Here is a 19,479-nt window from a genome sequence, read left to right on the forward strand (position 1 = left end):
AAAATTTATTTGTTTTGAATGGGACAAAATTAGGCTGGGGGGCTCGTGGAGGTTTTGTTTTAAAGACCGATTTTTTTTGTTTTAAAGACATCCGCTATCTTATCGCGACAAATCATTTGCCTCAGCTACCATCGATACCATGATCCTGCCCTTTTTCAAACCGCTTTTGCATGCATGCGCCGTAATCTTATGCATCACCGGCGCCGCGCTCGCGCAGAATGCTTCGCCAGTGATAAAAACCGACGTGCCGCTGGACTCGATCCGTTTGAGCGACCCGTTTATTATGGCCGACAAGCCTTCCCAAACCTACTATATGACGGGTACCGGCGGTAAGCTCTGGAAAAGCAGGGACCTCAAAAAATGGACGGGCCCGTTTACCGTAGCACAAACCGACCCGAAATCATGGATGGGCCCGACGCCGATGATCTGGGCCGCTGAATTGCACGCGCATAATGGCAAATATTACTACTTCGCGACTTTTACCAACAAGGCCGTCAAACTAGGCGAAGGCCTGGAACGGCGCGCATGCCACGTGCTCGTGAGCGATCGACCGGAGGGGCCGTATGTGCCTATGAAGGATTCGACTTATCTGCCGGCAGATAAACTTACATTGGACGCCACGCTCTGGACGGATACCGATGGTAAGCCTTACATGATTTTCTGTCACGAATGGCTTCAAAATGACAATGGTACCGTAGAGAAAATTGCATTGAAACCGGATTTCAGCGGTACCACCGGTGCCCCAACGCTGCTGTTTCGTGCCAGCGACTCGCCTTGGAGCCGCGAAAAAAACAAGGATGGTTCCGACCGTCCCAACAAAGTGACGGACGGCCCCTGGGTATTCCGCACCAAAACGGGCAAGCTGGGTATGCTATGGACGAGCTGGATTTATGATGTTTACACGCAAGGCGTAGCCTATTCCCCAAGCGGCACGCTCGATGGCCCATGGATTCAGGAAAAAGACCCGATCACGCCTCCCAACTTCGGGCATGGCATGTTGTTCCGCACATTCGACGGGAAGCTGCTGATGTCCATTCACAGCCACAGGAGCATAAATGGCCGGACGATACGCTATCCGAAGCTGTTCGAGGTGGATGATTCAGGGGATAAGCTCGTACTAGGAAGGCAGCTGACTGACGGTCAATAATTGCTGGCATCCGGCAAGTAATCGGATTCCCGGTCGGACCTGGGGAGCGTTTAATTTGGGTTAAACCAAAATAACACCTCCCATGCTCGAAGTTGTAATATTCCTGGCCATTATTTCCTTGGTACTGCTTTTTCTCCGCGCCGGCAGGCAGAACACAGTTGTTTACCGTAGAAAGACCGCTTCACCCGACAGCGGATATTCCATTAGCGATCATTCGGCCGCTGCCGGCTCGCCTGTTTCATCTGATTTTTATAGCGACAATGGGGCATCAGCTGGCTACACTGGTCAGGAGGCACTGGCCTTTGGCGGCGGAGAGTACGGCGGAGGCGGTGCGGGTGATTCCTATGACATAGCTGCCGGCGATTCGTTCGGCGTCGATCAGAATATTTATGACACTGTCGGAGGAGATTTTGGCTCCACCGATTGCGATTCGGGGACGAATGATTCCGGAAGCGACGATTCGTGTTCCGACTCATCGGGCGACAGTTCCAGTTGTTCCAATGACTAAAATTCTGCCGCTGGTCAATGGGTTGATCTTAACACTTTTTCGCGTATTTCTGCTTGGGCAGTTTTACTGATCATTTCCAGTAGGGTAATTGAGGCAGCTCCACCGCGGCAGTTCCACTGGGGCAGCTCCACTGGGGCACAGATATTGACATGCTGTTTTCTCAAAACAAAAACAGGCTATGTCAACAACTAAAAAGAAGGGAACGGTGAAGCGGAACAAGCTGGGCGTTAAAAATTCGCTCGTTAACAATATCAACGCCCGCAAAAAGAAGGGGAAATCGCGTTCCAAAAACAAAAAGACGGTGAGTAAAAAGTCGTACTCCGCCATGAAAAAGAATTGGGGAAAGAAGAAGCGTTAGGGCGTTTTAGCGGCGGGCAGCAGATTCACCGAAATCCGGGCTTGCCCGCATTGAAAATTTTGGTATTAAATAAATAACAAATTGAAAAAATATTATTGTCTTTAATATAGACAATAAATAAACTCTTCTTTACCTTTGTCTTAGTCTTCACCAAAAACTTATTGACTATGAGAAGGGTTAGCTCTATTCTAATGATTCTGTGCCTGCTCGGCGCGGTTTGTACAAGTATTGCGCAAACAGCCGATGCGGATTTTTTTGCCGGTAAATGGGAGATTACCGTTTTCGGGACACCCAATGGCGACGCCAAGCTCGTTGCCGACCTCGCCCGTACCGACGGCAAGCTCAGTGGCCAAATCACCAACGCGACCGACCCCAGCGCCGAGAAGATAGCCATTACCAGCATCGACGAAGCGGCCGACAAAATAACCATCGGCTTCTCCGCCCAAGGCTACGATGTCACGCTCGATCTCTCGAAAGTCGATGACGATAATTTGAAAGGAAGTATGATGGGGATGTTTGACGCTTCGGCGAAAAGGGCGAAATGACGGCTGACCGCCGACGGCCGACCGCTGACCGCCGATGCGGTATGATGGACGATATGCGTGATGACCATGGACGATCGACCATTTTAATATGGATTCACATGTCGAGAAGACCCATGGTCCATCGTCGGCGGTCCATGGTCTTTTTGCATTGTTGCATTCACGTTCCATCACAGCCAATCGCCGCAGGCGCGAGAAAATCGGCGGTCGGCGGTCGGTGGTCCGCGGTCAGCGGTCACCCAAACACCGGCTGAAACTGCATCATTGCCCGGAAAACGGGCTGGCCGGAATTGCTTTGAAAGCCGTCGCCATTGAACTTGTATACGTGGCAGCGGTCGGTGAAAACACCGTTTCCGACATAATCGAAAGTATCGATATCTGCAACCCGATAGCCCTTGCCGTTGACGAATACCTTGTTGTGGTCTTTGTAGAACGTGGTTTTCTGCCACTTGCCGATGTACCTGAAATGCCCTGCGGCTTCGGAGATCACCTGGTCGTCGAAGTAGACGCGGTGGCTGTCTTTGCTCAGGCGTTCGTCGAGGCATTTGAAATTTCTGGCATCGGACGAAATCAGCTCATTCGCTTTGAAAACGTACCGGTCGTCACGGCCGAGATCGGTACCAAGAATTTGAAAATAGACAGGATTCGCTCCTGGAATGCTTTTACCCCGGAAATACACATTCTCGAAATCGCGTGCATAAAGTGAATGCGTGTGACGTGTTCCTGAGCCAGTGGTCAATACCTGGAACGTCCTGGCATTTGCATCGGGAATCACCGATTTGCGCCCGTCCTTTTCAGTATAGTAAACCAGTTTGTTCTCGATCTCATAAATGTCAAAGGATAGCGAAGGTGCGGACGATGGGGTGGCTGGGCGGAGCAGGAACAGGCTGGTAACGACAATGGTCAGGAAGACGGCGGTTATCAGGAGCAGGACTAGCATGATGAGTTAGGATGAGGTTGAGTGTGATAAGGATTATTTTTCATGGCGTTGGGAATCGAGCCGCAAATGTGCGTATCGGAGCAAGTAACGTCCATTTTTAATGAGGTAACGGTAACTATCGGCTATTTACCGGTAAATCAATGAGTATCCGGCATTATACAAAACCTCATTTCAGCCATTCTGAGGCACTTCCAGGTTTTTACCGATAAATAAATGAGCTAGTACAGTTGTATGGAATTGACGTATTTGGACTGGATATCGCAGATATTGAGTGCGAATCGTCAATGAAAATCCTGTCGGCAGTGATGCGCTTCTTTAAAAAGCTGGTTTTTGTGCTATCCCTTATACTCTGCTTGTTGAGCGGACGTCTCGGGGCACAAACGCTGTTTCAGAATATCCGCTGGCAGGATGGCCTCAGCGCCAAGCAAATCAGGTGTTTATACAAAGATCCTTCCGGCTTCTTGTGGATCGGTACTTCCGCCGGGCTTGACCGTTACGACGGGGCGGTAGTACAACGTTATCATGATACGAATGGCGGGCAGAAGCATTTTGTGAATGCGATTCTACCCTTCAAAGGCGAAGACACACTTATAATAGGATTGCGGAGGGGCGTTCTGCTATTTGATAAGAAGAACGGTAGGTTCTCACGTGATGCCCGGTTTGAAGCACTCGCCCAAAAGTACATCGTAAGAATTCGCGCCGACGGGCAGGGGCGTATCTGGATCGGTACATCCGACGGACTTTATTTATACGATCATCAAAAACTGCAATCGATCACAGAAGCAATTCCCGAAGCCCGCAAATTCGATTTTTCGCGTTTTCAACTCACCTGCATGACCTACGATACGCTGCGTAGCGGATTGTGGGTAGGAGGAAACAGGCCGTTTTTTGTGGATTGTAAAGCAAACAAGGTTTATTTCAAAGGTAATAATGTGCTGAAAAGTCCATTGCTGGAATCGGAGCATGTGAATGCGATTGCGCTGGACCGCCATGGTAATGTATGGTACGGCTGCGATACCGAACCTTCGCTCAACTACTGGCATTACCGAACCGGTAAGCTCGACAAATATTATGAGCTCGACGGCAAGATGATCGGCGAGGGGTGCAACTTTCTATTTATCGACTCCCAGGATCGGCTTTGGGTTTCAACCTGGCTTTTCGCCGCCTTTTTGAAAGAACCGGGACAGCCATTTCGTAAATTGGAATATAGTCAGGATCAGGCGTATACGATCGCGTACGGGCATTTCCGCGACGCCATTTCGGATAAGCAGGGCAATGTGTGGCTTGGTACGATCAATGGTGTGAGTAAAACATTACCTCGTGACCCCATCGAGGCCATTTATAAACTGCCCAGTTTCGAGTTTTTTCTGGAAACCAGTTTTGCTCACGCCAATTCCATCACCATTGATGACAAGACGATCATCGCGTGCAAGGAGGATGGTGTAGTGTTCTATAACACCGCGGACCGCACTTACCGCAAGTACCTTACGCCCAGCAAAAGGCTGCGGAACAACCGGGCCGTCATGACTGCCAAGGTAGGTGATACCTGGTGGTTTGCCGGTTTCGACGGCATTTATTCCCTTGCGCCGGGGCAAACGGTTTTGCAGCGTTTCGATCAGATGAAAAAAGGGCTGCCGTCGTATGAAGCGCCGTTTGTGTTCGTGGACAAGCAAGGTAATATCTGGTTCGAGATCGATGGCGATGCATATTACCGTTATAATCCGGTCACGAAAGTTTGCGTCCGGTTCGACGGTACCGATCCGCGGTATGGCCTTTTTCAATTTGCTAATTCACAGGCATTTGTCCTGCTTTCCAACGGCGACATTCTTTTCGCGGTCCAGGGAAAGGGATTGTTACGATATGATCACGCGGCGGGTCGCTTTAACGCCCTCACTACGCCTGAACTAGCCGATGAGCATCTATATGCCATGCGGCAGAGCAAGACAGGCGACATCTGGGCGGCGTCGACAGCCAACGGATTGATGAAAATCGACCCCAATGGCAGAGTGCTCAATACCATTAGTACCAAAAACGGATTGCCATATGATCAGGTTTCGTCACTCGACATTGATAATAACGGTGTTGTGTGGGCGGCCACGCGCGAGGGATTGGCGGCTTACGATCCTGTTAGCAATAATGTCAGCAAAGTAGAACTCGATTTGGGTAAGACCTTGCAGGATTACTGGAACTATGTAACCGTGGCGGGAGGCAAGATTTATGCGGTAATGCTCGACCACGTGGTGGTAATCAACCCGCTGCATTTCGCTTCCGTTCCCGTTCAGAAACCACCTGCCATCACTTCTGTGAAAGTTTTCGGGCAGGAGCGGATCAGGGGACTCACAGGGGGCCTGCTGGAATTGAACCCGGACGAGTCGTTTGTGACATTCCAGTACGCATCGCTGAGTCACCGGGACATTCCTTCGCTGCAATACAGTTATCAACTGGTCGGATTGGACGACGATTGGGTGCCGGCCGGCCGTAACATTATTGCTTCCTATACCGGCCTGCTTCCAGGCGATTACGTTTTCAGGGTGAGGAGTACCGATGAGAATGGTCGTTGGATGAAGGCAGCAGAAACCCTCAAAATTCGGGTGCTTCCCCATTGGTGGCAGACCTGGTGGTTTGTGTTCGCCTGCGTGCTTGCTGCTCTCGGAGTCCTGTATTGGATTTATCATCTTTATAATAAAAGACTGAGGAAAAAAGACCTCGAGGACACGATCGAATATTTTGCGAACAGCGTATATGGGGATAATTCCGTGAACGAAATATGCTGGGACATTGCCCGTAACTGCATTTCCAAATTGCATTTTGAAGATTGTGTGGTTTACCTATTGGATAAAGAAAGTGGGAAACTGATTCAGAAAGCGGCATACGGGCCTAAAAGTCCGAAGGAATATGAAATCCTTAACCCGATCGAAATTGCGGTTGGAGAGGGAATTGTGGGAGCGGCAGCGGCAACAGGCACATCGCAGATTATCGGGGATACATCCAAAGACCCGCGCTACATTATCGACGATCAGGCGAGGGCGTCGGAACTGGCAGTGCCTATTCTTCACGAAGGGCAGGTGATCGGCGTCATCGATTCCGAACATCCGCGTAAGAATTTTTACAATTACGGCCACGTTCGTGCGATCTCGACGATCGCCGCCATCAGCGCCAATAAAATTACCGAAGCGATGGCCCGCGCGCAGGCGGAGCGGCAGGAAATTATGTTGCTGCGGATCAATAAAATGCTCGCGGAGAGCCAGCTAATGGCCTTGCGGGCGCAGATGAACCCGCATTTTATTTTTAACTGCCTGAACAGCATTCAGGAATGCATCGTCACCCAAAAATATGCCGAAGCGAGCAGGTACCTCAACAAATTCGCCAAGCTGTTCAGGCTGGTACTCAACAATTCCGGCCGCAACCTCATCACGATTGCGGAGGAACGGGATGTTCTCGAACTCTATCTCGAACTGGAATTGCTGCGTTTCGGAGGCGGGTTTTCCTATTGCATCGACATCGATCTCGAGTTAGAGGACGATTATGTGCGGTTGCCTTCCATGCTGCTGCAACCTTTCGTGGAGAACGGTTTATGGCATGGATTAATGCATAAGCAAGGCGAAAGGCATATGAATATCAGGTTTTTCCTGATCGGGCCGGAGCTGTTTGCGTGTGAAATCGAGGACAATGGCATCGGCCGGAAAAAATCGGCGGAAATCAGGGCAAATTCCTCGCGGACGCGGGAACACGAATCACGCGGAATTCGTATCTGTGAGGACCGGATCGACGTCCTTGCCCGCCAGGGCAACCATGCCAGCCTGGAAGTGGTCGACCGGTACGATGCCGACGGCAATCCGGCGGGAACGCTTGTCAGAATAGAATTATCTACCTACTTATATCAGACATAGACAATGATCAAAGCACTTATTGTTGACGACGAGCCGAAATCAAGAAGCGTGCTGGCGCATTACATTGAAATGTATGTGGAAGAGATCCGTGAAGTGAAACAAGCCGAATCAGTGGACAATGCGCTCGAAATCCTGAAAACGTACCGCCCGAATATCGTTTTTCTCGATGTTGAAATGCCCGGTAAGAATGGCTTCGATTTTTTGAGGTCTTTGAAAGAACCCGCCTTCGAGGTCATATTTACCACCGCGTACAACCAGTATGCGGTACAGGCGATCCGGTTCAGCGCCCTGGATTATCTGCTCAAACCAGTCGATCCGGATGAGTTGCGGGCGGCCGTGGACCGTTTTCTGAAAAAGCAGAACCTGCACCAGAACCCTGTGCTGTTCGATAACCTCGTGCGTAACATTGCGCACAAGCGTGCGAGCGAGTTCCGGCTGGCCGTGCCATTCCAGGATGGTGTGTCGTTCTTTACGCTGGACCAGATCGTCAGGTTGCAGGGAGAAGGCAACTATACCAATATCTTTATCAAAAGCCGCAAGCCCGTCCTGGCCAGCAAGACTTTGAAACACTACGAGGAAATGCTGACGGAATTCGGGTTCATACGGACCCACAAGTCACATTTGGTGAACCCCAAATTTATTGCAAAACTCATGGCTGACCATGATTTGGTAGAATTACTGGATGGTAGCCGTATAGAAATATCGAGACGCAAAAAAGAGGAAGTGCTCTTACAGTTGCCCCTCGGAAACCAGCCACTCGATAAGTGAGACTGTCCGTTAAATCACTATTGTCGTACTTTGGATCAATGCGCCCTTTCTTTGAAGCCATCGAATTCTATTGGCTATGGAGATATTGGCGATACGTGCCGGGCAAATGTTGCTCATTTTATTACTGGCATTTCTGATCTTTGGAGGGCTCTGGTTTGGCCTGCGTTTCCGTCGGACAATGCTGTTGCTGGGTGGCAAGGACGTCAGGGACGGACAGGTGGCCGATGCCGTGGTACTGCTTTCAGAAGAACACCCCGGGTCTTATTTACAGGGCGAGCCTTACTATACATTTCAGGTACACGTGAAGCCCACCCGGGGTCGCAATTTTGTGACCGAAGTCCACGTCTTGCGCGAACAACTCACCCGCGTACCCCAGGCCGGCGACCGTGTTTCGGTCAGATACAATTATTCGGGCCGGAAGCCTACCGTGGTATTGAACCTCGACAGCATTGACTCCGTGTAGCAGTTACAATCATTTTGTTATTCTGAACCAGTCGTAATCCGCATAGCCGGAGTCATTTGTTTGCGTTTCCCGGGTGCAGAATAGCCCCACTTTCGCGCCGATCCATCTTCCTACTTCCGCCTGGAAAGCTTCTCCGGTCATTTTAAAATTGGTACCATCCTCGCTGAACCCGAATTCGCATTTGCCGTCCTTCATCACTTTTACGCGTAAATGCAGATCCGTCCGGGGTTTGAACTCCGCCAAAACGCGTTCCGCTTCCGGTTTTCCGTCCGAGGCTTTCTGGCAAACGGCGTAAACCAATTCCGTTTTGTTTTTCCCGCTTCTCAGGTAAATGCCCGCATAGCTTTGCCCCATGATAATCAGTCCTGTCTTTTCGTTCGTCAGATTCGCGTTCGGGGTAAATCGTAATTTGGTAGTAACCGTAAATTCTTCCGCCGGAAACTTTTGCAGGAGCACATTCGGCACGTCCCACAAGTTCCTGGCATTCTCCGGTGTTTTGTAGGAATACATTCGAAGAAAACCCGCTGCTGGCATTGCCCAGGTACCTTTCGGATTAGCCTGCCATTGCCATTGCTTCCCTAATGCCGGGTTGCTGAACTCGTCGGATTCCGGCGGGGTGGCGATGGGGTATTTTTTACCGGTCAATGGTTTGGTATAGGTCAAAACGGGATCGCCTATGCCGTCGCCGTCCGGGTCGGTGCCTATGACGGGCCAGTCGTTCACCCATTTCATCGGTTGCAAATGCACGACGCGGCCATATTCGTCTTTGTCTTGGAAATGCAGGAACCAGTCTTCTGATTTTCCATTCACAGGGCTTGTCGTCACCCACGCGCCCTGATGCGGACCGTTAATGCCCGATTTTCCTTCGGCCATTACCACTTTTCTTTCGTACGGCCCGTACACGTTTTTGGAACGCAGCACAATTTGCCAGCCCGTCGCGACGCCGCCCGCCGGGGCGAAAATGTAGTAGTACCCGTTGCGTTTGTAAAATTTAGGCCCTTCCACGGTCGGGTCGATTTTATGGCCGTCGTACACGAGCACGCCCGCGTCGGTGACTTTTGTGCCTTCCGCATTCATTTTTTTAACCGTAATCACACTTTTAATGCCGGCGCGGCTGCCCGCCCAGCCGTGTACGAGGTATACCTGGCCATCGTCGTCCCAGAGCGGGCAAGGATCGATGAGCCCTTTGCCGCCTTCTACGAGTACCGGCTCGCTCCAAGGTCCGGCAGCGTTTTTGGCCTTCATTACATAAATACCAAAATCCGGGTCGGGATAGTAAATGTAAAACTCGCCTTTGTGAAACCGTATCGCAGGCGCCCACACGCCATTTCCGTGCTGCGTTTGCTCAAAATGTTCGATAGGCACCTGACGCGGCAATGCGTGGCCGATTAATGTCCAGTTAACCAGGTCTCTGGAATGCAGAATGGGCAGGCCGGGAATGGCGTCGAAGCTGGATGCGGTCATGTAATAGTCCTCGCCCACGCGACAGGCATCCGGGTCGGAGTAATCGGCGTGCAGGACCGGGTTTTTGTAGCGACCGTCGCCCAGATCGGCGATCCAGATTTCTGAAACGGATGTTCCAACGGCTGATTTGGGCGAATTTCCGGTTTTGGAATTGGTTATGTGAGCGGCGCGTGTTTGCGGATTTGAAACAGGCTTGTTTTGTGCAAAAGCGGAGGTCGCCAGCAATGCGCCGGCGACCCAATAGTACTTATTTACCTTCATGAATGACCAGGCTTTTCTCCTGTGCTCCTTTTGAAAATTCCTTTACTTTTTGCGCTTTCGAAGCGTCGGTATGCGCGATGCTGATGTTCTGGCTGCGCTCGCCCGTAACTGAAATAAGCGTTTCGGCCTGGTTGTTGAATTGCAGGCCGTCGATGGTGACGTTTGTCGCATTATCAGCCAAAATCACCGGTTTGGAATGCTTCGTGATCAGTTTCACATTTTTGAAAGCGATCTTGTCCGCGTCGGTAAGCTCTACACCGGTTTCGGCGGAAAGTACCATATTCTCCATTTTGATATTCCGCACCGGCATTTCGGGCAGGCCGCGCACGAAAACGCCTTTAGTAGCGCCATTGCACACGATGTTTTCAAAAACCATATCCTTGAAAACCGGCGTACCTTCATTTACCACCGGGCGCATATCACGCTCGCCGTCGGTCGCGAATTTGACGAAATAATAGAGGTCAAAGAAAATCGCTTCCTGCTTGATATCCTTCATATTGATATTTCTGGCATAAATCTTCTCCACCACACCGCCGCGCCCGCGCACCGACTTGAAACGCAAGCCCTTGTCGGTACCCATGAATGTGCATTGCTCCACAAAAATATTCCGCGCGCCGCCGCTCATTTCGCTGCCTACCACAAACCCGCCGTGCCCCTGGTACACGATATTGTTGCGGATAATGCCGTTTTCAGTCGGTATGCCGCGTTTGCGACCTTCCTCGTCCTTACCCGATTTAATGCAGATCGCATCATCGCCCACATCGAGCACGCAGCCTTCGATGAGGAAGTTTTTGCAGGATTCGATATCCATACCGTCGCCATTATGCGCATATTCCGGGTTTTTGACGCGCACATTGCGGATCGTCAGGTCCTGGACCATCAGCGGGTGGAGGCACCAGGCGGCGGAATTCTGGAATGTAACGCCTTCGAGCAAAACCTTTTTACAGTTATTGAAAACCACGAGATTAGGCCGCAGATAATCCTTGATATCCGCAAAATCCGCCGGTTTTTTACCGCCCGTCAGCAGCATACTTTTGCCGTCCACACTCGCCCTTTTGAATTGCTCGCTCGGGTACCAGACCTTGCCGTCATCTTTCAACACGCCGCCCGACTCGATTTTTTCCTTCCATTGCGGCTCGGTAAGCTGGTTTTTATTGACAGCCCGCCACACATCCCCATTGCCGTCGACAATGCCTTTACCCGTAATGGCCACGTTTTCAAGGTCTTTCCCCGAAATAGGCGATTCATTCCGCGCCGCGGCTTTTCCTTCGTAAAAGCCCTCGGTAATAGCGTATTGCGATTTGTCTGTTGTGAAAAGCAACAGGGAACCCTCGTGCAAATGCAGGTTTACATTACTTTTCATCACCACAGGGCCCGTGATCCAAAGCCCGGCGGGTACCAGCACCACGCCGCCGCCCTTTTTGCTGCAACTTTCAATGGCCTGGTTAATGGCTTTGGTGTTGAGCGTGTGGCCGTCGGCTACCGCTCCGAATGCGGTAATGCGCACGGTATCCTTTCGGAAAACGGGCTGCTGAATTTTCGGCAGGTTCGACCAGCTGAATGCTTCCTGCGCGGTTGCGTCATGCGTGGACAGGCCGTAGCACGCCAAAGCGGCGGCGGTCAATGCGGCAATTCGTGTTTTGTAAGTCATAGCAAAATCGTCTTCCTGCTTTTGAGGCAGGAAGACATTTAAAATGGATTATTGGTAACCGGCATTCTGTTTAAACTCATTTTTGTTCACCACCGCATCCAGCTGGGTTTGCGGGATCGGACGCACGGTGTGGTGTTCCTGTATATTGATGGCATTGTCGGGCGCATATTTCTTCACGCGCTCCACCAGCTTGCCGGTGCGTTTCAGATCGAACCAGCGGAGTTGCTCGCCCGCGAGCTCCCGTGCGCGCTCGTCGAGGATGAAATCCAGCGTGATATCTGCTGGTTTCACCTGCATTGCCGCTGCCTTACCCGGCTTGGCAGCGCGGGTGCGGACTGCATTCACATATTGGGCTGCTGCGGTCAGGTCGCCGGTTTGCATGGCGGCTTCGGCGGCGATCAGGTATACTTCCGCCAGGCGGATCACAAACACGTCCCGTGCGCTTTGCGCCTCATTCAGGCTCGCGCGGGTTGGGTCCATGAATTTGGAAAGGGTAGGGTAGCGCAGGTTGTCCTTCACAGTCCCGTCGGCGAGGTAAATGTCACTGCGGTCGTAAGTCTGGTACTTTTTGGACGCTTCGACGGCGTCGGCGATTTCCAGTTTCGTGCAATACACAGCGGTATCACCCTTGGCGATGCCGGTGGGCAAAGTCGCGGAATTGGCATACCATGTTTCCATAAAACTGCCCTCGTAGCGCGCGTCGTCGGCCGAGAAAAGATCGAGCAGGAAGCGGGTGGGCATGTAGCGGTTGAATGGCCGGCCGTTGGTAATGTCGCGGGTCATGCCCGGGCGGTCGTCGTATTTCATCAGGAAGAGCAAATGTGCATTGTTACTGCCGCGGCTGTGTCCGTACGGGTTAAAAGTCGAGTTGGCCAGGTCGTTCAATGCGAGGTTAGCCGAGTAATCCACGGTATAGATCACCTCTTTCGATTTCAGGTTGCTCATTTTCCAGAGATCGGCGTAGTTGGCTTCGAGTTGATACCCGTAATTTCCGTCCAAAACCGCTTTCGCCATTTCCAATGCCTCCTTATGCATGCCCCTGGTGAGGTACATTCTGGCCAGAAACGCCTGCGCGGCGCCTTTGGTAACACGGCCGTACTGCGGCTGAGTCGCCGGAAGGCCGGCTACCGCGATTTTCAGGTCCTCGAAAATCTGGTTATAAAAAGTCTCCACCGGCGTTTTGTTGGCGGTCGTCAGGATACCGTTGGTTTCGGTGGTCGTGAAATGCACGCCACCCCAAGTTTCGACAATGTGCCAGTAGTAAAATGCCCGTAAAAAACGTAGCTCGCCCTCGCGCACCGGGCGCAATGCATCGGAAAGGCCCGCCTCGCCGATGCGGTTGACACCGCCGTTGCAGAGGTTAATGGCCGCGTAAAACTCCCGCCATTCGTTGGTAAGGGCCGCATTGCTGCCTTGGAGGTTGAGGTATTGGGTCAAATCGCGGTATACCTCGCCCGCGCCGCTGGTCCAGATGTCGGTACCGGTTTCGGCGAGGTTGTAGCCTTCTTCCTTGCCATACCACCAGCGCTGGTAGGAGTAGGCGGCATTCACGAGCGTTTCAAAACCTTCGGGCGTGGTGTAAACGGTTTCGGAGGTAAGGCCCGAGGGATTATATTCCTCCAATGTATTCTCACAGGCAAACAGCCCCATGAGGGAAACCGCTATAAACCCTGTTTTCAATAGTTGTGATCTCATTTTCTTGACTGGTTTAAAGGGTTACAGGTTCACATTCAGGCCAAAAATGAACAGTTTCGTCATCGGGAAATTCTCCGATCCGCCGCGTTCCGGGTCGTAATCGAGTTTGGTGAATGTGGCCAGGTTTTTCGCAGTCGCGTAAACGCGCAGGCCGCGGATGATCTTCCAGTTGAATTTATCGACCGGCAGATTGTACGCGAGCGTCACATTACGGATACGTGCGTACGAGGCATCGCGGTAACCCAATGTCGAAAGGTATTTAAGCCCCGCATTCTTGTTCGGGCGCGGATACTCGTTCGTCGGGTTCTCCGGCGTCCAGTAATCGAGGCCGGCGGTGCTGTTACCCACACCCTGTTGGTCGAAGCGGGCATACCGGTCGGAATTGATCATCGATCCGATCCGGGCGTAAATCATGAAATTCAGATCGAAATTCTTGTATTTGAGGGTGTTGTCCAGTCCTCCGCTCCATTTCGGGCGCGGTGTGCCGAGGATCACCCGGTCGTTCACGGCGTCGATCTTGCCGTCGCCATTCTGGTCTTTTACCTTAATTTCACCCGGTAACTGCGTCGGCGACAGCGCTTTTGCCTGTTCTGCTTCGGAGGTTTGCCAGATACCCAGCTTCTCATAATCGTAGAACACGCTGATCGGGCTGCCGATGAACCAGCCATTGCCGATGTCGTTGCCCTCGGTTACGAGTTCGGTGATTTCCTCCTTGTTTTTGGTAAATGTGAGGCTGGAATTCCAGGTAAAATCGGCTGTCCGCACATTGGTACTTCCCAGCACGACCTCGATACCCCGGTTGCGGGTCTTACCGATGTTCTGCTTCACGGTCGTCACACCGGTAGTCGGCGGCAAGCCGCGGTCGAGTAGGAGGTCGGAAGTACGGGTATCATAGTAATCGATCGAACCATTGATGCGGCCGTCGAAAAGCCCGAAATCAAGCCCCAGGTTTTGAGTAGCCGAAAGTTCCCAGCCCAATGCTGCATTCCCGACATTGCGGGAGAAAGTGTAGGCCGGGTAGGCCACTTCGTCAAACCCGAATGCAATGCGGGTCAGTGTGGTTTGCGTCGCATAAGGTCCCGACGGGTCGTTTCCTGCAATACCATAGCTCACACGCAGTTTCAGGTCGCTGAGTTTCTTGATATTCTTCATAAAACCCTCGTCCACGATCCGCCACGCAAAGGCAGCCGACGGGAAAAACGTCCATTTATTGCCCGGCGCGAGTTTGGACGAACCATCCTTACGGGCCGTCAATGTGAGCAGATAGCGGTCTTTGAAACCGTAATTCACACGTGCCGCAAACGATACGAGGTTGTTTTTGGAATAAGCCGAATTGATTTTAATCTCTTCCGTAGCGCTGCCGAGCGAGTAGAATAACTGCGAGGGAATCAGCTGGTTAACGCCGGATGCCGAAGCATTGTCCGAAACGGTCGCGAGCGAACTACCGATACCGGTAAATGTAAAACTATGTTGTTCAAATGCCTTTTGATAAGTCACCACGTTCTCCCAGTTGATCGTCCGGCCATTTGACACATTGTAGGTAGCCAATGACTTACCGGTCAATGAGCGGTCGATGGATTTGGGGGAAGAATAGGCACCGTTACGGGAGTTCGAAAGGTTGGCACCAAGCGTACTACGGAATGTGAGCCCTTTCAATGGCGTAATTTCGACGTAACCGTTCGTTAATGTGCGGGTAGTCAGGATGTTATTGTTAAAAACGCCCGGCTGCTCGTCGGAAAGCGGATTGGCGGTTTGCCCGTCGAGCATAATGAAGTTGAAATTACCGTTTTCGTCGTACAGCGAACCCAGCGGACTGATCTTGTTGGCCTGGTTCAACGGGTCGCGGCGTACGCTTTGGTTGTAATACGTCAGCTGGCTTTGCAAACCGATCTTCATCCAGTCGGTGAGCGTGTAATCCACGTTCAGGCGTGCTGTGTAACGTTTCATTTCGTCCAGTTTCAAAATCCCTTTTTCATTGAAATAATCCACTGAAACATAGGATTTCAACTTTTCAGAGCCGCCACGAAAGCCCAGCTGGTAGTTTTGCTGGAAGCCGGGGCGAATGAGTTCGTTCTGATAATCGGTCCAGATACCTTTTTGCAATGCATCGTATTCGGCCACGTTGGTAAAAATGGAAGGATCGTCGGCCGGTGAGTTCCAAACACCCGCTGCACGCCAGGCCTCGCGTTTGAAATCGCGGAACTCGGTGATATTCATCGCACGTGGGTACATAGTCACCTGCGACACGCCCGCGTAGGAGTTGAAAGAAATATCCGGACGGCCGCTGCGCCCTTTTTTAGTGGTAATCAAAATAACCCCGTTCGCACCGCGCGAGCCGTAAATCGCAATGGAGGAAGCGTCTTTCAAAACTTCCATCGACTCGATGTCGTTGGAGTTGATATCCGCCAGGTCGCCATACTGCACACCGTCGACGATAATGAGCGGGGAGTTGTTACCGCCTATCGAACGGTTACCGCGGATGGTAATGTTCACGCCCGCGCCCGCCTGGCCGCTGCTGCGCGTAATGTCCGCACCTGCTATCTTGCCCTGTACGGCGTCGAGGACATTGTTGGAAGGCACCTGTTTGAGCTGCTCGCTTTTGAGCTGCACCACCGAGCCGGTAAGATCGCGCTTGCGCACGGCGCCATACCCGATCACAACCACTTCCTCCAATGCGCTCACATCGGGTTTCAGCGCAATATTGAATGTCGTTTGCGACCCCAGCGCCACATCCTGGCTTTGGTAACCTACAAATGAAAACGTCAGCAACGCACCCGTATCGTCGGGAACGAGCAGGCTGAACTTGCCTTCGCCGTCGGTACTCGTACCGCGGTTGGTACCTTTCAGGATTACGCTCACGCCGGGCAGCACTGCATTCTTCTCATCTTTGACGACGCCCGTCACCGTCCGGTCGATCACCTGCGTCTGCACCGGTACTGCCGATTCCTCGCGGGCCGTGTTTTCAAGCACGATTTGCCCGCCTACCAGCCGGTAGGTAAGGTTTAAAGGGGCGAGAATCTCGTCCAGTACCGTATCCAGGCGTTTTTTACTTACTTCAATACTCACATTCCTGGCTACATTCACACGCTCGGAACTATAAACGATGCGGGCCTTGGTCTGTTTTTCAATACTGTTAATGACCTTCTCGAAGCGCTGGTTCTGGAATTTCAATGTCACGAGCTTCGACATTACTTCCTGCTGATCGGCCGCCAGTGCGGGCTGACAAAGCAGCAATGCCGCCACTACAATGCATAGCAGCAAATTTCCGGCGCTGTTCGCGTGCCGGCAGGCCCTGAAAAGTAAAGGTTCTGTTTTTTTCATACCTTTAAATGTTTTATTAAATGGAGATTTGATAAAATGAAGCTCCCGAAAAGGCGCGATTCGCTGTCGGCCTCGCAGGATTTGCTGGCGCTGGCCCATGTTCGCTGCATGGCCAGCGTTTTACGTTTGCGGCTATGTTTGCATATGGGAATGGATGGGTTTACGTATGCTGAAAGCGTGGGTCCCGCGGGATTTGCAACCGGGTCCCGAAATGCGGATGGTCGAGCCGCGGACTTTGTATTTCGCACCCAATGCGGCGCAAATGATGTCTAGCTGGGTAAAAAGCGGCTGCCCGCTCAGGTCGGCAGTCAGCGGGCAGTTCAGTATCTGGCTGTTTTCGGCCTCCACGCTCACACCCCACGCCTCATGCATATGCTGCGCTACCTGCGCGAGCGACGCATTGCGGAATTGGAATGAGACACCGGCATTCAACAACCGCGGCCGTTCCGCCAGCCCCGCCGAAAACTTGCCCGAATTCCGGTCGAATGTGGCCGTATGATTAGGGCTCACCAGCATATCGACCGCCTCTTCGCTACCCCGCTCGCTGTACACCGAAACGAGGCCGGTAACCACTTCCACCTTCGTTTGCCCGCCGTTGGCAGCCGTGCTCACATGGAAGCTTGTCCCCAACACCCGGGTAGTAACCCCGCCGGAATGCACGTAGAATGGCTTTTCAGGATTTTTACGAATGCTGAAAAAGCCGTTTCCTTTCAGTACGACCTCTCTTTTCGCACCCTCAAAGCGCTTTGGGTACCGCAGTGAACTTCCGGGCCGTAGTTCCACCACGCTGCTGTCGTCCAGCGTTACGGGCAGCACATCAGGGCTATCGTTTCGCTTTTCTTCCCATGTGTAGGCCGTCAGCGGCACATGGCGGTTGAGTACTTTCCCGGCGAAAAACCATCCGATCAGCAGGAGGGAGGCGGCCATGGCGGCCCACCGGATGTAAATGGATCGAAAAGGGCTGCGGTTATCGCCATCGCAGAGGTCGGGCAGATATGCCTTTTCCTGCATTCCGGCCCATATCCGCTCCCCGGCCCCGTCCAGATCTGCGTCGGTAAAGTTATCCGCATTTTCATTTTCAAGAAGCGCAAACCAATGTTCCACCAGCTGCCTTTCCGCGTCGGTGCACCGGCCTTCCTGATACTTCTCCAATAATGCTGCGAATTGCTCCCGGTTCATTGCCGTGTTGGCTGCTTGCTTTTTAGTGAGTAGTCAAAAGCAAGCGTCCTCGTCCGCAAAAGTTTTTAGATATTGTTGGAAAAGTTATATTAATATGACGGTTTGTGCAGAAAAATCTTTCTTTTGTGCAGTGCTGTGCCAAACAATCCCGGCGCGCCGGCGCGAAGGTCAACCTTCGTGCTCCGCTATTCGCAGGCCTCCGGCCGGTCGCTAACGTAAAATCGCGTGTGCCGTATCGACCGGCCAGAGGCCTGCGAATAGTGTGTGCAAATCAGGAGATTTGCACCAGCGTCGCGAATACTATGTGCAAACCAGCAGATTTGCACCAGCGTCGCGAATACTATGTGCAAACCAGCAGATTTGCACAAATATTTCCTCCTTTCCTCCATCCTCCTTTCCTCCCTTTTCAAAGATAATCCTTCAAATAAGACCGCAACGCCTTCACTACAAGACTCAAATGATGCTCCACCGTGCGTTGGGGCATTTGGATCTGAGTGGCGATTTCTTTGGTGGAACGGTTTTCGAGGCGGTGGAGGCGGAAAATGGTCTGGGCTTTTTCGGGGAAGTGGCTCAGCCGGGCTTCGATGCTGCGCATTAGTTCGCTGGCGTTGAGCTGCTCTTCGGTGGTGCAGATGGCGTCCGAATATCCGGTGAATGCATGTGTAACGTACTTCTCATGCACCATCGCCGATTTGAAATGGTTGATGCACGTGTATTTCACCGATGTGATGAGGTAGGCTTCCAGGTTGTCGATCTGCAACAGGCTGCGACGTTCCCATAGCCGGAGAAATACGTCCTGAACGATGCTTTCCACGGCCTCACGGTCGTCGATTTTGCGGAGGGCGAGCAGGTACATTTTTTTCCAGTAACGCTGGTAAATCTCCCGGAATGCCAGGCCGTCGTCGTCGCGCAGGGCTTCGATGAGGTGGTTGTCCGGTAGGGATTTAACGTTCATATGCGGGTTACTTAATGCCGTAAACTGGTGCCGAAAGTGAATTTTGGAAAATTGTATTTTTCCGATGTCGGGTCGATGTGCTCATTGCTGTCCGGACTTAATTTGAATCCATTTTTTATGGTGACCAATGCATTCGGCCGATTTATTTACGCAGACGTTGCCGGGAACGTTGTCATTCGGGATTTTTATAAGGAAAGCCATACTTTTTCCCGGCAATGCAAAATAATCGGGCTAGATTTGTCAGATTGACATTTGAAATATTGCAAGAATACTTTGTGTAAAAACAGCGGTAAAAGTGTGTCAAAACCTGCTTTGTTTGGCTCTGATCATCACCTTG

General features: G+C 51.9%; 14 protein-coding genes. 7 read left to right on the plus strand and 7 right to left on the minus strand.

The window, feature by feature from the left end; all coding sequences use genetic code 11:
- The first annotated feature begins 139 nt into the window (after window positions 1–139).
- From BLQ88_RS00400 to BLQ88_RS00415, 4 genes are all read left to right on the plus strand, one after another.
- The gene (locus BLQ88_RS00400) at window positions 140–1,147 is read left to right on the plus strand and encodes a glycoside hydrolase family 43 protein (RefSeq protein ID WP_090145637.1); all 1,008 of its coding nucleotides are present in this window, start codon (window positions 140–142) and stop codon (window positions 1,145–1,147) included.
- A gap of 82 nt (window positions 1,148–1,229) precedes the next feature.
- Window positions 1,230–1,655 carry a hypothetical protein gene (locus tag BLQ88_RS00405; protein WP_090145639.1) on the plus strand — a complete coding sequence of 142 codons (426 nt, stop codon included), beginning with the start codon at window positions 1,230–1,232 and terminating at the stop codon, window positions 1,653–1,655.
- 178 nt (window positions 1,656–1,833) lie between these two features.
- The gene (locus BLQ88_RS00410; RefSeq protein ID WP_090145641.1) at window positions 1,834–2,013 is read left to right on the plus strand and encodes a hypothetical protein; all 180 of its coding nucleotides are present in this window, start codon (window positions 1,834–1,836) and stop codon (window positions 2,011–2,013) included.
- Between the two features lie 167 nt (window positions 2,014–2,180).
- Window positions 2,181–2,558 (plus strand): hypothetical protein, encoded by a 378-nt coding sequence (locus BLQ88_RS00415; protein ID WP_090145642.1) that lies wholly within the window; start codon window positions 2,181–2,183, stop codon window positions 2,556–2,558.
- A gap of 232 nt (window positions 2,559–2,790) precedes the next feature.
- On the opposite strand, the gene BLQ88_RS00420 is transcribed toward BLQ88_RS00415, so the two are convergent.
- Window positions 2,791–3,495: a DKNYY domain-containing protein gene (locus BLQ88_RS00420; protein ID WP_090145644.1), complete on the minus strand. Its 705-nt coding sequence runs from the start codon at window positions 3,493–3,495 to the stop codon at window positions 2,791–2,793.
- 284 nt (window positions 3,496–3,779) lie between these two features.
- On the opposite strand from BLQ88_RS00420, the gene BLQ88_RS00425 reads away from it, so the two are divergent.
- The 3 genes from BLQ88_RS00425 (at window position 3,780) to BLQ88_RS00435 (ending at window position 8,616) form a co-directional block, all read left to right on the plus strand.
- The gene (locus BLQ88_RS00425; protein WP_090145646.1) at window positions 3,780–7,385 is read left to right on the plus strand and encodes a two-component regulator propeller domain-containing protein; all 3,606 of its coding nucleotides are present in this window, start codon (window positions 3,780–3,782) and stop codon (window positions 7,383–7,385) included.
- Window positions 7,386–7,388: 3 nt separating this feature from the next.
- Entirely contained in the window at window positions 7,389–8,153 is a 765-nt protein-coding gene (locus BLQ88_RS00430; RefSeq protein WP_090145647.1) for a LytR/AlgR family response regulator transcription factor, read from the plus strand.
- 76 nt (window positions 8,154–8,229) lie between these two features.
- Entirely contained in the window at window positions 8,230–8,616 is a 387-nt protein-coding gene (locus BLQ88_RS00435; RefSeq protein WP_090145649.1) for a hypothetical protein, read from the plus strand.
- 9 nt (window positions 8,617–8,625) lie between these two features.
- Here the strand turns inward: BLQ88_RS00435 and BLQ88_RS00440 are convergent, their stop codons facing one another.
- The 6 genes from BLQ88_RS00440 to BLQ88_RS00465 form a co-directional block, all read right to left on the minus strand.
- A complete protein-coding gene (locus tag BLQ88_RS00440) occupies window positions 8,626–10,341 on the minus strand; it encodes a glycoside hydrolase family 43 protein (RefSeq protein WP_090145650.1) in 1,716 nt (571 codons plus the stop codon).
- Window positions 10,328–11,992 (minus strand): glycoside hydrolase family 28 protein, encoded by a 1,665-nt coding sequence (locus tag BLQ88_RS00445; protein WP_090145651.1) that lies wholly within the window; start codon window positions 11,990–11,992, stop codon window positions 10,328–10,330. Before BLQ88_RS00445 ends, BLQ88_RS00440 begins: the two co-directional genes overlap by 14 nt.
- A 48-nt stretch (window positions 11,993–12,040) precedes the next feature.
- Window positions 12,041–13,687, minus strand: coding sequence for a RagB/SusD family nutrient uptake outer membrane protein (locus BLQ88_RS00450; RefSeq protein ID WP_176884841.1), 1,647 nt, complete (start codon window positions 13,685–13,687; stop codon window positions 12,041–12,043).
- Between the two features lie 21 nt (window positions 13,688–13,708).
- Window positions 13,709–17,008 (minus strand): TonB-dependent receptor, encoded by a 3,300-nt coding sequence (locus tag BLQ88_RS00455; RefSeq protein ID WP_090145654.1) that lies wholly within the window; start codon window positions 17,006–17,008, stop codon window positions 13,709–13,711.
- Between the two features lie 132 nt (window positions 17,009–17,140).
- Window positions 17,141–18,187 (minus strand): FecR family protein, encoded by a 1,047-nt coding sequence (locus BLQ88_RS00460; RefSeq protein ID WP_090145655.1) that lies wholly within the window; start codon window positions 18,185–18,187, stop codon window positions 17,141–17,143.
- 406 nt (window positions 18,188–18,593) lie between these two features.
- The gene (locus tag BLQ88_RS00465; protein ID WP_090145657.1) at window positions 18,594–19,142 is read right to left on the minus strand and encodes an RNA polymerase sigma-70 factor; all 549 of its coding nucleotides are present in this window, start codon (window positions 19,140–19,142) and stop codon (window positions 18,594–18,596) included.
- Window positions 19,143–19,479 lie beyond the last annotated feature (337 nt).

This window comes from Dyadobacter soli (assembly GCF_900101885.1).
GTDB classification, from domain to species: Bacteria; Bacteroidota; Bacteroidia; order Cytophagales; family Spirosomataceae; genus Dyadobacter; species Dyadobacter soli.